Here is a 14,651-nt window from a genome sequence, read left to right on the forward strand (position 1 = left end):
TTGTATTTAATCAGCTTATAGATCAATTAATATCGAAAAATTATTAAACTAAACAATCGAATTTGTTTTTTAACTTCTAAAAAAATCATTACTAGTATTATTAGAAAATAAAATCGCTCAAACACATTTACATTTAAAATCATTAAAAGATCATTCAAAAAATGCTAAATTCATCATTATTAAATGTTCATTTTAAGTCCGTTTTCCCTATTGACGTCTTTATATTTCAACACTCTGAAACTCAAATTTTTTGTATTTTCTCTACATACAAAAAGAGACTTTTAATAAAAAGTCTCTTAAGTGATGATTGAATCTACAAACTATTCTACTTTTGCTGCTTCATCTAATACTCGATTAACACGCTTTTCTAACATTGGCATTCCGCCTTCTCCAGCTTGGAAGTGACGTAATACACCTGTTTTATCAAATACGTAATATGATGGTACATATTTATTTTCAAAAGCATCTGTAATAGTATGTTGGTTATCAACTAATATTGTTTGTGTAATACCGTGTTCGTTTGCTACTTCTTTAATTTTATCAATATCTAAATCATCTTCAGATCTTGGCATATGAACACTTACTACATTTAATCGATCTTTATATTCATCTCTAAAAGCATTAATGTTTGGCATTGCTACTTTACATAAATGGCAACTAACAGACCAAAAATGAATTAATGTTGGTTTGTCACCGATTAGGTTTTCTTTTTGAATTTCTCCATTTAATACTGTTGTTGCTCCATCTAATTCAGGCATTGGTGAGCGAAGTCTCATTTTATAGTCCTCCTACTTGTTTCATAGTTTTTGTCTAGTTATAGGCGTTAGACCTAACACCTTCCACTTTTCGTTATTGTGTTTAAAAAGGCCTAACTATAAGTTAGACCTTTGACATTAATTCTTAATTGACTGTGAATTATAGAGTTGCTTGACCTGGTTTCCAGTTAGCTGGGCAAAGTCCACCAGTTTGTAAAGCTTGAAGTACACGTAAAACTTCATCAACTTCACGACCGATGTTGTTGTGGTGTACTACTTGGTACATTAATTCACCCTCTGGGCTGATGATGAATAATCCACGTAATGCAATACCTTCTTCTTCAATTAATACGCCATAGTCACGAGAAATAGCGTGGTTAGTATCTGCAGCTAATGCATATTTTAATTGTCCTAAGCCATTATCTTTACGATCAGTATTGATCCATGCTAAGTGAGTGTGAATTGTATCTGTAGAAACACCTACAACTTCTGCATCAAGATCTTCAAACTCGTCGTAACGATCAGAGATTGCTACGATTTCAGTTGGACATACAAAAGTGAAGTCCATTGGATAGAAGTATAATACTGTCCATTTATCGTTTTTCATGTTTTCTTCTAAGCTTACTTTACCAAATTCTTTATTTGCTAAAACTGCTTCCATTTCAAAGCGTGGTGCTTGTTTTCCTACTAAACGTTCTGCCATAATTTATTACCTCCAATATTTATGTAACTATTTATCATACAAGTGATATTATAGTAAACTACTTATTTAAAGTCAATATTAATTTATAATTATTATTAACTGAAAATCATTTTCATTGTTTTCGTTTCATAAAGTCCGAAATAAATCGAATCATTAATGGAATCACATTTTCATCTGGATTTAATTTTTGGTTATGGAGTCCGAATTCAGAATTTACGCCAATCCAAAACATTAGGCCTGGAATTTCTTTTGTCATATAACCAAAATCTTCACCCGTCATTGCAACATTGCAACGGGTTGCCTCAATACCGTCATATTGTTTCGCAAAATTAAAGAATTCATTCGTCAACGATTCATCGTTTATTACTCCATAGTAATTACTTCCAAAATCTACTTCTATTTTACACTGAAAACTCTCTTGAAATCCATTCACAAGACTTTCTACTCTATTTTTTAATTTTAACATTGCTTCTTCACTTAATGCTCGCATCGTACCTTCTATTCGAACATGATCTGCAATCACGTTTTGAACTGTACCACCAGTTATTTTTCCAATCGTAATGACAGCACTGTCTAATGGATTAACATTTCTTGATACAACTGATTGTACTTGAGTGATAAAATGACTTGATGCAACGATCATATCATTCGTTAAATGAGGGAAAGCTGCATGTCCGCTTAAACCATGAAAGTCAATAAAAAGCTCTGATGTATGAGCAAATAACATACCAGGTTTCGTTGCAATTGTACCAACAGGATACTCAGGCGCTATATGTAAACCATAAATGACATCCGGTTTAAATGGTATAAATTCTTCACTTTTAAGTAAAGGTTCCGCTCCTCCAGGACCTTCCTCTGCAGGTTGAAAAATAAATACGACATCATCATTTATTGGCTCATTTACAAGGTTAGTAAGAACACCAAGAGCAATACTCATATGTACATCATGACCACATGCATGCATATTACCTTCATGAATCGATGAAAACTCTAATCCTGTGTTTTCTTTCATTGGTAATCCATCAATGTCTGTACGGTAACCAATTGTTCTAGTAGGTTTTAATCCTTTTACTCGAACGAAAATACCTGTTCTCCAAGTTCCCATTACCATTCTTTCTTGATCTAAACTAGATAAATAATCTAGTAAATACGCTTGTGTTTTGAATTCTTGAAATCCAAGTTCGGGGATTAAATGTAAATCCCGTCTAATTTTAATAAATGAATCCATTTTTACTCCTCCAAAAAAAGCGTAGAAATATAATTCTACGCTTCAGACTGTTCACAAAACGCGTGCTTTCTTCGTTTATTCACCTGACTACGGGGTTTTATATTACCGTCTAAATGGTAACTCCACTCCTTATCAGACTTCAAACCTCGAAAGTCAAATGCTTGTAATCAGTTCTGAACTTATATTTTAATTTAATGTCTATAAAGTAAGCGTAGAAAAATAAATTCTACGCTTACTTCTTGTTATTATTGATTTAATTGTCGTAAAGCTTGAATGATTTCAGTTTTTGAAATTGTTTTATCATCGATATCCTTGATTTTTCTAGCAGGAACACCTGCAACCACAGTGTAAGGAGCAACGTCTTCAGTAACAATTGCACCTGCAGCTACTACCGCGCCCTCACCTACTTTAATACCTTCTAAAACTACTGCATTAGCACCAATTAGTACATTATCTTCAAGAATAACTGGGTTTGCTGATGGTGGCTCGATTACGCCAGCTAAAACAGCGCCAGCACCAACGTGACAGTTTTTACCTGTTGTAGCACGTCCACCAAGTACTGCGTTCATATCGATCATTGTACCTTCTCCAATTACAGCACCGATGTTAATTACAGCACCCATCATAATAACTGCATTGTCTCCAATTGTAACTTGATCACGAATAAATGCACCTGGCTCGATACGCGCTTTAATACCTTTAGCATCTAAAAGTGGAATCGCTGAATTACGACGATCTGATTCTACTACATAATCTTCTATGTATTCTTTTTGCTCTTCAAGGATTACTTTAACATCATCCCACTCACCAAATAAAACTCCAGAATTTTGAGAAAAAAATGATTGAACTGATTCAGAAATAGTAAGCTTGTCTAATTGACCTTTTACATAAACCTTTACAGGTGTTTTTTTCGTGCTATTTGCAATAAATGCAATAATTTCATTTGCGTCCATTAATTTCATAATGAATTGCCCCCTTTATTATTATCAATAAGAATACTCTATCAAATCTAGTAAGTAACTAGCAACATTTTGTCGATTAATCTTTATTTTTTTTTCGAATTGATTCTATAAAACCTTCTACTTGTTTTAATTTCATCGCATCTCGATTATAAAGTAAGTATGTATCGCGATATAACCCTGATTGTTCTTTTGTAATTAAAGGTGTTTTTATAATATTTTCATCACTAACATCATGTAATACAGAGGAAGGTAAAATGGCAAAACCTAGTCCATTCAATACAAATTGCTTACATGTTTCAATTTGATCGACTACAATTTCATGTTTTGGTAATGAATTAAAATGCTCATACCACCATGACTGGATCAGCTGATAATAATTTGAATTACTTTTAAACTGAATAAATGGTCTTTGTATCGTTTTATATTCCTCAAGACTATGTTTTTTTGTATCAACTAACAATAATTCATCAGAAAAAAGTAATTCCTTTTCTCCAAACCAATTTTGGTTTCCTCGCACAATAGCTAGATGAACTTCATTTTCATATAAGCGATTTGTGATTTCACTACTCCAACCGGTAAAAAGTGAAACTTGTACTTCTGGATAGCTTGAAACATATTTTTTTAAAACTGGTGGTAGCCAGTATTGCGCAACAACAGATGAAACGGCAATCTTTAAAGTACCTGAAATATCGGATTTTAAAATTTGTAACTGCTCTAACATTGTTTGATACGTTTCTTCCATTTTTTTCGCGTAATTTAATATGATTTCACCTGAGGCAGTAATAATCAATCCTTTTTGAGAACGAATAAACAATTCACTACCAATCTGCTTCTCTAAATTTTGTAGTCTTTGACTTAAAGCTGGTTGAGATACAAACAACCTCTCAGCTGCCTTCCTCATATTCTTCTCTTCAGACAAAGTAATTATTAAACGTATATCATCAATTTGCACATAATCCCCCCTTGCCTTTATAACTAATCGAATCAGACTCTTCAACACTAAAAAAGTAAGTCAATTTGATGATGACTTACTTTTTTAAAAGTTAATGCTTATTATATCTTCTAACATTTTTATTCAATTGTTTTAAAATCGCTCTACGAGTTAATATACCTTCAAACGTATTATTAGCATCAACCACACATACAAAAGGATGATCAACTACAGATTCAAGCCCTTTAGCGAGTGTATCAGTCGTTTTTAATAATGGTATTTCAGTTCCCATTACCTCTTCAACTTTCATATTACTTAACCGTTCAAATTCAATTCTTTCTAATCCAAGTATTCTATCTAATATCATAGATGTACTAATTAAACCTAGCAACTGAAACTTTGGATTTAACACTGGAATTGAAGAATACCCAGATTTTGTAAGTACTAATAATGCATGCTCCAAACTATTACCAATTTGTACATGAGCTACTTTTTCACTTGAAATAATGACTTCTTCTACTTTATGTTCAAAAAATTGTGAACCATCAATACTAATCAAAAACATCGTCCCCCAATAGAAAAGCAAAAGTATTTAAAAATGGTAGAAATTATCTATTCATAAATAAACATCAAATAAATACACATACAACTTTGCTAGTCAACTGTATAGAAAAAATTCTATACATTATTTTATTCGAATAAGGACTATGTCCCCATCCCTATATTATCAGATTTGTAAACCCCTTTCCAATTTAACTTTTCTTAAAAATTTACTTATTTAACTGTAACTATTCAAAAAACAAAAAAACGTTTAGATAAATAATTTATTATCTAAACGTTCATCTATATTTGTCTTCATAGCCCTAAATCCCTTAATTTTTGATATAAATGTACTAATCTTTCGTATTGATCCTCGCCTGCATCCATTAAACCATTTTCTATATCAGTTATCTGTGATGAAATGAGTTCAATTGCATAATTTTGTTTCATTACTGTGTCGACCAATAAAGACAATTCATCTTCTGTGAAATTTTGTTCACTTAGCATCCATCATCCCTCCTAGTCCTCATTTTAATCAATGTTTATTTAGTTTAAACTTCTTATTTTGTAAATTTATTTGCATAACTAAATGCTGTATAAGAATCAGGTTTTATCTTAGGAATGATGCCCATTGCACTTACTTTAGATGTCATTTCTTGTATAAATTCTTTCGTTAGCCCCATCGTACCAATATCTAGATGAATTTCAAAACTAAAATTATTCGAGTTAGCATTTTCATGAAGAGGACTAAAAATTTTTTCTAAATGAAAAGGTGATAATAAAAAAGCTATTTCCTGACTATACATAGTTTCTAGAAATATTTTCTCCTTTAAATTTCGGATTTTCTTGTGATGCCAACACGTATGTAAACATCCCCAAGCTCCATTACCTACTCTATGCAAGTGAAGTGCTGTAATAAACTTAGTTCCATTACTATGAACCTGAGAATCTGTTCCAATGGAAAGTCGATATTGTTTATTAGGATCACTTTTTACAAAGTGATATAGCCGATCAACTACATGATCAAAACTCATATTTCTTTCACTTACATTGTAAAATCGATACTGATCTTTCTTCACGTATATGACCTCCCTTTTCATAACAATACATAATAATGTATTCATTAAGAATTGGGATTAGCACGCCCTTACTATTTTGTCATAAAATATTAAAAAAAAAAGAAAAAACAAGCTAAGCTTGTTTTTTCTTTTTTTATGAAATAATTTCATATATTTCAATTGCTACCATATCGATATTATCGAATGGGAACGTTTGTGGTTTTTCACCTTGTTGAAATACTTCTAATTCAAAAGTTTCATTTTTCTCAGAATACTTTACGCTACACTTTCTTTCACCGTTAACTTCAAAATATCTTTGAGCAACCTCACCGTTCGTAGCTTGTTGTTTTAAACTTTCTAAGCGTTCTAAAATTCCTAATAATAAAGACATATTAGAACTCCTTTCTACCATGTGTCATTCCCTAAATATAGGTTTTACTTTCTTACAATTTCTATCCAAAAAACTTCTGATAGATTTCAGCTATGTAAGTGTCCATTAATAAGAATACTTCTATTTCAAGATAAATTCAAGAAAAATAGTCGTTTCAATTAAAAAACAAATTTCTTTATATACTATATTTTTCTATGTCATAATAGTTTTATACAAATGCTTTGAAAAAAAATAAAAAAGGATGTCGTTTTATGAAGATCGAATTATTCACACAAGATGGATGCCCTCCTTGTGAATTTTTGAAAAATTATTTAAAAGAAATGAATGCTTCTTATATTGAATATAACGTATCACAAGATGAAAGTGCTAAAAAAAGAATGATGTTTGAGTTAGATTCATACTCAACACCTACCTTAATAATTGATGATGAGGTAATTAGAGGCGTTCAAATGGAGCAAATTGAAGCCGCATTACAAAAATTTTAATCCATTATCTTTCAAATTAAAAACACCTAAATGAACAATCATTTAGGTGTTTTTTATCAATCTATACTACATTTGTTTTTAAGATTGTTTCAAGGACTTGTCCTAAAAAAAGTTTCTAATTATCCAACTCCTATAAAATGAAAAACAAAAAACATGACGGACGATGCAAAAAGAACTTTCGAAATAAGTCCTCTCAAATAAAATCCTCCTCGGGCTGAACTTTTACTAATCGTATCATTACTAGATTGAAATTTACTATACGAATCGTTCTTATCTTTTTTACATTAGATGACAGAGAAAAACACAACTTTTAATTAAAATAAGCTTTTATATATGAATTCGTCGATATTTAAGATTAAGATCAACTAAAACTCTATGCTCCAAATGAAAATTTTTTTGGGTAATTTCTCCCTGTATCTAGATCAAATTTAATGTTAAAGTTAGATAATTTGTGTTAACCTTTCATTTTTAAAACTTTTTAAACAGTTAGGGAGTGATATTATGGAGTATCGTGGTTCAACGGTCTACAATCAAGATGATTTTTTTTCAGAATACATTCGACGTAAGAATAGAGAAGATAGTCCTAACAATGCAATCGAAGGACCCATCATCAATGAACTAATTGGGAATGTTGATCGAAAAAACATATTAGATTTAGGTTGTGGTGACGCATCCTTCGGTAATGAACTTCTCCAACAAGGAGCTAAAACCTTTACAGGTATTGAGGGATCAGAGCACATGATTAAAGCAGCATTGACCAATTTAAAGGATACAGTAGGTACCATCCAACATACTTCAATCGAGGATTATCATTTTCCTACAAATTCATTTGAACTTGTCACTTCTAGATTTGCACTACACTATATTTCAAACATTGAGCTAGTATTTCAAAAAATATTTAATTGCTTAAAAGAAAACAGCCATTTTATATTTAGTGTACAACATCCATTAACTACTGCCTCCTTTTTAAGCAAACTCTCAGGAGATCGACGCGAAAATTGGATTGTAGACGATTACTTTCGAACTGGCGAAAGAAAAGAACCATGGATGAATAAAGTTGTAGTCAAATACCATCGAACAATTGAACAATATTTTAATCTTTTAAGAAAAACTGGATTCCGGATCGATCAATTACATGAAGGTACTCCAAAACAAATACATTTTAAAAGCGAAGAAGAGTTTTTAAGAAGACAAAGAATACCAATCGTACTTGTCTTTTCTTGTTTTAAATAAAATGATTAATTGTCGGAGATGCGGGGAGGCTCGATTCTACCACCTCAATAAAAAGCGAGCATTCTGAAGTTAAATCAACATGACATTACTTATTTAATTGACAATTTTTTTGACAACAAAAAAATGACTGCCTTTTTCAAAGCGACAGTCATTTTCTGATTAAACCTTATAGGAGAGTCATTAAAAAAGTAACTCATTATGTTTAAATAAAAAATCATAACTTAAGTCAATATATAAATAGCTTCCATTATTCATCGGATAAGAAAACGTTCGAATCTTTTCACCGGTTTCAATATCTCTGTACATATCTGATAATTGACCCTGATCATTTGATTGCATTTTCAAAACTGTTTCTAAAAAATATGGCCTCCAGCTCCAGTTCCTACCTTTATACTTTTCTTGAAGCTCCCACTGCTCACCATTAATTTTAAACAAGTTAGCTGATTGCTGAAAACCATCCTCATCACAAATATACATCCTAAAACAAAAGGAATTTAATTCACTAGATATATTAATTAAAAATGAATTTAAATCCGCTCCTAATTTAAATTTATTAATTGTCGATTCGACTTTTTGTTGTATTAAATTAGTCATATCTCTTAGCGCAATTAATTTGTTCTTTTCGCCTCGAATATATTTTAAGATATCATTCTTTAGTGGCTCACATTCATGATTTAACTGACTAATTGATGGTTGTGGTATAAACAAGTATGCGCCTTGATAGAATCTTCCACCATTCTTCCATGCATTTCTTAATTGAATTGAATCGATTATTCCGTCATAGTACATCGATGCCCCTACTTTTCTTGCCACATAAATTACGGAATTTAATAAATCTTGAAATGATGATGTATGAAGTTGTTGAACCATTTTAAAATCGATTTTAATGATATCAGGAGACAAAAATCGAAGTTTTTCTAAGTTAATTAACTTCTCATTTACGCTATTAATTGCAAATTTAATACCATAAGTTTGATAATATGTAATTAAATTTTTTAGTTCTTTCTCAAAACCATAAAAAAGTTGATGTTGAAGAATAATGACAATTTTATTTAGATGTATGCCCTTCTCTTCATAAGATTGTAAAATTGATAAAAGATTTTCTGGGTCATCTGAAAGAAGCGCTGAAGGGTGACGATTAATAAAAATACCACCATCGAATTTAGATTGTACAACTTCATCGAGAGCTTGAATTAATATATGATTGTCAACCTCTAATAAGTAGTCATCTGGCACCAAATCATTTGCAAAGAAGAATTCAAGGCTGTGTAAATTTTCAAGTTTCAGTCTACCAACAACCTCTACTCCTACACAATTTTGTGTATCGGCTCCATAGATTGGTTGAAAATATGGTACGACTTTATCTAAGTTACTTATTACGTCTAAAGGATCCATTTTGAACCTCCTTCTAGAATGGGTATTGATGTAAGGACTGTCCTCCATCCATTGTAAAACAAGAACCATTAATATAACCAGCCTCATTTGAAAATAAATATGCACAAAGTCCTGCTATTTCTTCTGGAGTACCTAACCTGCCTAGTGGTACACTTTGTATTGTTCTGTTTTCTAATTCCTCAGAAAGCCATAGTTTAGCCGCTCCACCTGTCCGCTCAATAGGTCCAGGAGCAATCGCATTGACTCTAATTCCATATTTCCTACCCCACTCAACTGCTAATGTTCTTGTCATAGCAAGAACACCGGCTTTAGCTGATGCAGAGTGTATGACTCCAGGACCCGCATCCCAAGCATATGTAGCAATTATATTTGTAATTGCACCTTTAATCTTATGTTGTATCATATACCGTCCTACTTCAGAACTACAATAAAAGGTTCCGTTTAAAACTATATTTATAACCGTGTTCCAACCGTTTACAGACAAATCCTCCGCAGCACAAATAAAATTACCTGCCGCATTATTTACTAAGAAATCGATCGTCCCAAATGTTTGATCAACTTCATTTACCATATTTTTAATTAAATCAGGATCCCGAACATCCATTGCTATTGGTAATACTTGACCATCAAATTGTTCAATTTCTTCCTTTGCATTATTTAATTTTTCTAAATCTCTTCCGGCAATGACCACTTTTGCACCTTCCTTTGCAAAACGCATAGCCATTGCTTTCCCCATACCACTAGAGCCACCAGTAACGATCACAACCTTATCCTTCACTCGTATCACTCCCTTTATTTCTTTAGTTTAACAACATTTTGTTATTTTGAGAATATTTTTAACAATTAAACTATTTAATATAGTATGCAGTATTTATTTCTTTAAAAAGGTCGGGGGACAATTGAAAATAAAACTTATATCATTTTTTTTACTATTAATTTGTACAATCTATTACTCAGTCTATGTTGAGCCAACATCAATTCGAACTAAGCATTTAACTTTTTCAGACAATCGGTTAAATTCGAATACTACTATTAAATTAATCCAAATCTCTGATACTCATTTTAAACATAAAAAAGATATAGAACGATTTAAAAAGGTCGTAAATAATATAAATCAAATGAAGCCAGATTTTATTCTATTTACTGGGGATTTGGTTAGTGATATACGAAAGTTTTCCTACAAGCATGAAGTTATTCAGCTTTTAAAGGAACTTAGTCCAAAAATAGGAAAGCTTGCAATATACGGTAACCATGATCATGGAGGTTATTTTACTGAACAATACGAAGAACTGTTATCCGAAAGCAATTTTATATTATTAAAAAACGAAGAAATAACTTATTACGTTCAAAACCAAAAAGTTTCATTTATCGGTCTCGATGATTATATGTTAGGAAACAAACAATATAATGAAATTTTAGAGAGAATTCAAAAAAATAGTTATACAGTTGTTCTCGCTCATGAACCTGACATTGCTGATTTGACAAAAAACTATCCGATAAATCTTCAGCTCTCTGGACATAGTCACGGCGGTCAAATCTATTTACCTTTATATAAGTCCTTTATAATGCCTCCTTATGCAAAGAAATACAACCGAGGTGTTTATACTCTCTCAAGTAAGTATAATAGTCATTTAGTCGTTTCAAATGGAATTGGAACAACTAAACTACCAATTCGCTTATTTACTCCACCTGAAATCGTATCAATTGAAATTTCAGGTCAAATAACTCCTCACAATTCTCACCCATACTAGGTTGGTTACCTATTTTTATGGGTACTTGCTCAATTATTTTAGGACTCCATACACTAATATTGAAGACTAGAGAGGAGGTTAAATACATGAATTATCAATATCACCCTAATTTAAATCATTATTATAGAGAAGATCAAGCTCCATCCTACTACTTTGATCATAACGAACAACGCTTTGTTCCTTTTTTCCCATTTTTGCCAATAATAGGAGGATTAGCGGGATTAGCAGGCGGATTCGCGTTAGGTGCACTAGCATTTAGACCACCTTATTATCCGCCATATGGACAATACCCACCATATCCAGCATATCCTCCGTACGGTGGTGGATTTGGTGGTGGATTCGGTGGTGGATTCGGTGGTGGGTACCCTGGATACCAACAACCTTACCCACCTGTAAATCCTGGTGCATATTTACCTAGTAATGCAGGATTAAATTCGCCAGGTAACATAGGACCCTATCCATACTAATTAAATTAAAAAGCTAGTCGCATTAATGAATATTATTTCGATTAGCTTTTTATTCTATAACCACTTCTCCAGATTTGATTTGAAAAAATTTAAACTAAAGATATAATATACTCATATCTATTATTTTTCGGAGGTAACCAAAAAGCATGAAATCGAAAGAACCTAGCCTGAATAAACTAAATTTTACAAATGAAGAAATTTTTCAGGCAATATTTGTTGTAAATAAACATGCTAAAACAGCACTTGAACCAAGTGAACTATATTCACTAAAAAGACAAGCTATATTAAAGCTTATTGATAAAGGAATTGCTAAGAAAGTTGGATTACATTTTTCAAATAATCCCAAGTCAAGTAAACAACAATCTGATGTGTTGATTGCTTGTGGAGATTTTTTCTTTCATATACCACCTTTAAAAGAAGACTTTAAACTTCTCCCGCATTTAGGAATATTAGAAAATACTCATCGTAACCCAAAAGTATCCATGTCTTTAAGCTATGCAAAAAAAATACTTCATCATTTCATAGGTATTCAAAACGTTAAATCTGAAAACCATTTCAAAAACGGATCTAACTACCGAAGAAATACCCCAGGGCAATTTTTAAGAGCTTCTTCATTTCTAAATAACTCTACATTTACTTTTCCGAGTGAACCAATTCGTAAAAATAAAGGTAAGCAAGAGAAATAAGTTGTAACAATTCCTACTAAAATAACATTAATATAGATTAAATGGGAAGATTAAAGACCTTTTAAATTAAAGCGTTTTTAATCCTTCCCTTTTTTTATTTGAATGTACGGAAAATCATTATTTTCCTTTCATATTTTAGTAGATTTGTCTCACCTAATACATGGGACAAGCATACTATATGAATAGGGGGTGATTGATCTGTTCGGTAATAATAACTTACAAGATCTTATTCGTTATATTGCTGGGTTCTTATTTGCACTTCAATTGTTACTAAATTCTTTTGGGTTTAAATTCCTAAATAATGAACAAATTGATGCTGTAATAAATATAATTTCATTCCTTTTTATTTTATACTTCGGTACTAAGCATAATTATTTAGGTAAAAAAGGACAAGCTCAAAAGGCTGTACTTCAAGAAGCAGGATTAGAAAAAACAAATAAGCAGACAAATTCGGATTAATAGATTACTTAATGTCTACTTTTTGATAGATTAGATTACAAATTTAAAGATTTGGTTTGAGAGTGATTAAACATTGTGTCACTCTCTATTTTTTAGTCGAATTTATGCTACTTTTTAAGTAATATTTTCTATTTTTCTCTATTTTTCCTCATATATTGATTTTAATTTTAGTAATCATATGGACTTTGTTATACATTGTAGAATTATTTTAAGTAGATTAGGTAGGATAAATTTAACTTTGTATTGAATGTTCTAAAAACACATATTTTTCAGGAGGATATCAAATGTCAGTAATTTTTACAAGTAAAGACATTTCAAAGAAATTAAAAATAGGTAAATCTCGTGTAAGAGAGATTAGCAAGGAACTAGAAAAGAAAGAATATCATTTTACAAAGAACCAAGATACTAGGATTTATAATCAAAACGATTTCGAATTATTTCAATTGATAATTAAAGAGTACCAAAAGAATGAAAATCTTTTACAATCAGTTGAATATGCATTAAATAACCAGTCAGTTCAAAGTCAATCAGAAGTTCATGTAAATGAAACAACTTCTATTGAGAATGAAATTACAGAAAAAAATACAGAAATCATTACAAATAACACCCCGAATATTCCTCTAGAAAATAACATACATAATAATTTTGACATAAAGAATGACATGGAAATAATTGAACTAAAAAAGAATGATATTGTTGAAGAAGCAGATTCTCAAATTGAAACAATTGATTCGGAATTAATCCAGCATTCACTTTTACAAGAAGTAGCACTTTTAGAAGCGTCTGTATCCCAATTAGAACCAATCGAAGTAGTAGAGAACAGTCAAATATCATCACAAGATACAAAGCAAATAGAAGAATCATATTCCCAACTAGAAACAATTGATGAATACGTAATGGAGCAATCTTTTTCACAAGATTCTCAGAAGTTTGAAGACTCATTATCTCAATTAGAAATAATTGAAGAAGTCGTACTAGAGAAACCTTTACAAAAAGAAGAGCCTGTTACTTCATTCGGTGCATTATCAATGCAAACAGAGCAACATTCTGAGGATGAAGAAGTCCAAGACTATCGTTTTGAAGAAATGACTGTTGAACAAGTACTTGAGGAAAATAAAAAACTACCTGATGAAGTAGTACTTTCAGAGTTAAATGATTCAAGCGTAGTAACGGAACCGATCATTTCGAAAGAGACTGTTACTACTTTTGTACCGACAAATTCAAATCAAATTATGTTTGAAGAGTTTATGTCCCAAATTACGAATCTAGCTTATCAAAATGAACAAATCCTTACCCAAAATCAAACATTAATCAAACAGAACTTGGAGAAGGATCAAAAGTTAGAAAAAATATTGTATTCAGTTGAAGAAAAAAGTGAAGAGCTTCAAGGGTTAGCAACAGTAATTGAAGAAAAAGATGAAAAATTAGAGCAAATGTTTGAAGAAATTAAATCAAAAGAATCTGGTCGAGATGCTCAATTAATGAGGATGATTAGAGAATTACAGGAAACAAAGAAGATGGTTGCTGCTTCAAAGGAAAGAGACTGGAAAAATGCAATTAAGTCACTCTTTTTTAAACCAAAGTCAGTAAAATAATTTGTTTATTTA

18 protein-coding genes are annotated in these 14,651 nt (G+C 31.3%); 7 read left to right on the forward strand and 11 right to left on the reverse strand.

What is annotated here, in order from left to right; translation table 11 throughout:
* Positions 1–320 precede the first annotated feature (320 nt).
* The 9 genes from MY490_RS15540 to MY490_RS15580 form a co-directional block, all read right to left on the reverse strand.
* Entirely contained in the window at positions 321–776 is a 456-nt protein-coding gene (locus MY490_RS15540; RefSeq protein WP_069035534.1) for a TlpA family protein disulfide reductase, read from the reverse strand.
* Positions 777–915: 139 nt separating this feature from the next.
* The gene (locus tag MY490_RS15545; protein ID WP_248266506.1) at positions 916–1,458 is read right to left on the reverse strand and encodes a peroxiredoxin; all 543 of its coding nucleotides are present in this window, start codon (positions 1,456–1,458) and stop codon (positions 916–918) included.
* A 112-nt stretch (positions 1,459–1,570) separates the two neighbouring features.
* On the reverse strand, positions 1,571–2,686 hold the full coding sequence (locus tag MY490_RS15550; RefSeq protein ID WP_248266507.1) for an N-acetyldiaminopimelate deacetylase: 1,116 nt from the start codon (positions 2,684–2,686) through the stop codon (positions 1,571–1,573).
* A 245-nt stretch (positions 2,687–2,931) separates the two neighbouring features.
* Positions 2,932–3,648 (reverse strand): 2,3,4,5-tetrahydropyridine-2,6-dicarboxylate N-acetyltransferase, encoded by a 717-nt coding sequence (gene dapD, locus MY490_RS15555; protein WP_248266508.1) that lies wholly within the window; start codon positions 3,646–3,648, stop codon positions 2,932–2,934.
* A 76-nt stretch (positions 3,649–3,724) separates the two neighbouring features.
* Entirely contained in the window at positions 3,725–4,600 is an 876-nt protein-coding gene (locus MY490_RS15560) for a transcriptional regulator CcpC (protein WP_056468602.1), read from the reverse strand.
* 91 nt (positions 4,601–4,691) lie between these two features.
* Positions 4,692–5,138, reverse strand: a complete 447-nt coding sequence (gene cbpB, locus MY490_RS15565; RefSeq protein WP_248266509.1) for a cyclic-di-AMP-binding protein CbpB — start codon at positions 5,136–5,138, stop codon at positions 4,692–4,694.
* 296 nt (positions 5,139–5,434) lie between these two features.
* On the reverse strand, positions 5,435–5,626 hold the full coding sequence (abbA, locus tag MY490_RS15570) for an antirepressor AbbA (protein WP_088013915.1): 192 nt from the start codon (positions 5,624–5,626) through the stop codon (positions 5,435–5,437).
* A 53-nt stretch (positions 5,627–5,679) separates the two neighbouring features.
* Positions 5,680–6,153 (reverse strand): ribonuclease H-like YkuK family protein, encoded by a 474-nt coding sequence (locus MY490_RS15575; RefSeq protein ID WP_387324921.1) that lies wholly within the window; start codon positions 6,151–6,153, stop codon positions 5,680–5,682.
* Between the two features lie 178 nt (positions 6,154–6,331).
* Positions 6,332–6,568 carry a YkuJ family protein gene (locus tag MY490_RS15580; protein WP_056474223.1) on the reverse strand — a complete coding sequence of 79 codons (237 nt, stop codon included), beginning with the start codon at positions 6,566–6,568 and terminating at the stop codon, positions 6,332–6,334.
* Positions 6,569–6,819: 251 nt separating this feature from the next.
* Here MY490_RS15580 and MY490_RS15585 point away from each other — a divergent pair, with 251 nt between their 5' ends.
* Positions 6,820–7,053 carry a glutaredoxin domain-containing protein gene (locus MY490_RS15585; protein WP_248266511.1) on the forward strand — a complete coding sequence of 78 codons (234 nt, stop codon included), beginning with the start codon at positions 6,820–6,822 and terminating at the stop codon, positions 7,051–7,053.
* Between the two features lie 501 nt (positions 7,054–7,554).
* Positions 7,555–8,286, forward strand: coding sequence for a class I SAM-dependent methyltransferase (locus tag MY490_RS15590; protein WP_248266512.1), 732 nt, complete (start codon positions 7,555–7,557; stop codon positions 8,284–8,286).
* Positions 8,287–8,466: 180 nt separating this feature from the next.
* On the opposite strand, the gene MY490_RS15595 is transcribed toward MY490_RS15590, so the two are convergent.
* Positions 8,467–9,681, reverse strand: a complete 1,215-nt coding sequence (locus tag MY490_RS15595) for an EAL-associated domain-containing protein (RefSeq protein ID WP_248266513.1) — start codon at positions 9,679–9,681, stop codon at positions 8,467–8,469.
* A gap of 13 nt (positions 9,682–9,694) precedes the next feature.
* Entirely contained in the window at positions 9,695–10,459 is a 765-nt protein-coding gene (gene fadH / locus MY490_RS15600) for a 2,4-dienoyl-CoA reductase (protein ID WP_248266514.1), read from the reverse strand.
* A gap of 121 nt (positions 10,460–10,580) precedes the next feature.
* Between fadH and MY490_RS15605 the strand changes: the two genes are divergently transcribed.
* The 5 genes from MY490_RS15605 (at position 10,581) to MY490_RS15625 (ending at position 14,639) form a co-directional block, all read left to right on the forward strand.
* Positions 10,581–11,432, forward strand: a complete 852-nt coding sequence (locus MY490_RS15605) for a metallophosphoesterase (protein WP_248266515.1) — start codon at positions 10,581–10,583, stop codon at positions 11,430–11,432.
* A gap of 86 nt (positions 11,433–11,518) precedes the next feature.
* Entirely contained in the window at positions 11,519–11,899 is a 381-nt protein-coding gene (locus MY490_RS22360; protein WP_432707014.1) for a hypothetical protein, read from the forward strand.
* Positions 11,900–12,045: 146 nt separating this feature from the next.
* On the forward strand, positions 12,046–12,585 hold the full coding sequence (locus tag MY490_RS15615) for a YkyB family protein (protein WP_248266516.1): 540 nt from the start codon (positions 12,046–12,048) through the stop codon (positions 12,583–12,585).
* A gap of 198 nt (positions 12,586–12,783) precedes the next feature.
* A complete protein-coding gene (locus tag MY490_RS15620) occupies positions 12,784–13,044 on the forward strand; it encodes a phage holin (protein WP_248269394.1) in 261 nt (86 codons plus the stop codon).
* A 284-nt stretch (positions 13,045–13,328) separates the two neighbouring features.
* Positions 13,329–14,639 carry a DUF3967 domain-containing protein gene (locus MY490_RS15625; RefSeq protein WP_248266517.1) on the forward strand — a complete coding sequence of 437 codons (1,311 nt, stop codon included), beginning with the start codon at positions 13,329–13,331 and terminating at the stop codon, positions 14,637–14,639.
* Positions 14,640–14,651: the final 12 nt, after the last annotated feature.

This window comes from Gottfriedia acidiceleris (assembly GCF_023115465.1).
In the GTDB taxonomy this organism is placed as follows: domain Bacteria; phylum Bacillota; class Bacilli; order Bacillales; family Bacillaceae_G; genus Gottfriedia; species Gottfriedia acidiceleris_B.

Bases quoted from the DNA above. Each gene is read 5' to 3' on its own strand.
- MY490_RS15545 (WP_248266506.1), bottom strand. From the start codon at position 1,458: ATGGCAGAACGTTTAGTAGGAAAACAAGCACCACGCTTTGAAATGGAA.
- MY490_RS15615 (WP_248266516.1), top strand. From the start codon at position 12,046: ATGAAATCGAAAGAACCTAGCCTGAATAAACTAAATTTTACAAATGAA.
- MY490_RS15540 (WP_069035534.1), bottom strand. From the start codon at position 776: ATGAGACTTCGCTCACCAATGCCTGAATTAGATGGAGCAACAACAGTA.
- MY490_RS15595 (WP_248266513.1), bottom strand. From the start codon at position 9,681: ATGGATCCTTTAGACGTAATAAGTAACTTAGATAAAGTCGTACCATAT.
- MY490_RS22360 (WP_432707014.1), top strand. From the start codon at position 11,519: ATGAATTATCAATATCACCCTAATTTAAATCATTATTATAGAGAAGAT.
- dapD (WP_248266508.1), bottom strand. From the start codon at position 3,648: ATGAAATTAATGGACGCAAATGAAATTATTGCATTTATTGCAAATAGC.
- abbA (WP_088013915.1), bottom strand. From the start codon at position 5,626: ATGCTAAGTGAACAAAATTTCACAGAAGATGAATTGTCTTTATTGGTC.
- MY490_RS15590 (WP_248266512.1), top strand. From the start codon at position 7,555: ATGGAGTATCGTGGTTCAACGGTCTACAATCAAGATGATTTTTTTTCA.
- MY490_RS15550 (WP_248266507.1), bottom strand. From the start codon at position 2,686: ATGGATTCATTTATTAAAATTAGACGGGATTTACATTTAATCCCCGAA.
- MY490_RS15580 (WP_056474223.1), bottom strand. From the start codon at position 6,568: ATGTCTTTATTATTAGGAATTTTAGAACGCTTAGAAAGTTTAAAACAA.
- MY490_RS15625 (WP_248266517.1), top strand. From the start codon at position 13,329: ATGTCAGTAATTTTTACAAGTAAAGACATTTCAAAGAAATTAAAAATA.
- MY490_RS15585 (WP_248266511.1), top strand. From the start codon at position 6,820: ATGAAGATCGAATTATTCACACAAGATGGATGCCCTCCTTGTGAATTT.
- MY490_RS15575 (WP_387324921.1), bottom strand. From the start codon at position 6,153: ATGAGTTTTGATCATGTAGTTGATCGGCTATATCACTTTGTAAAAAGT.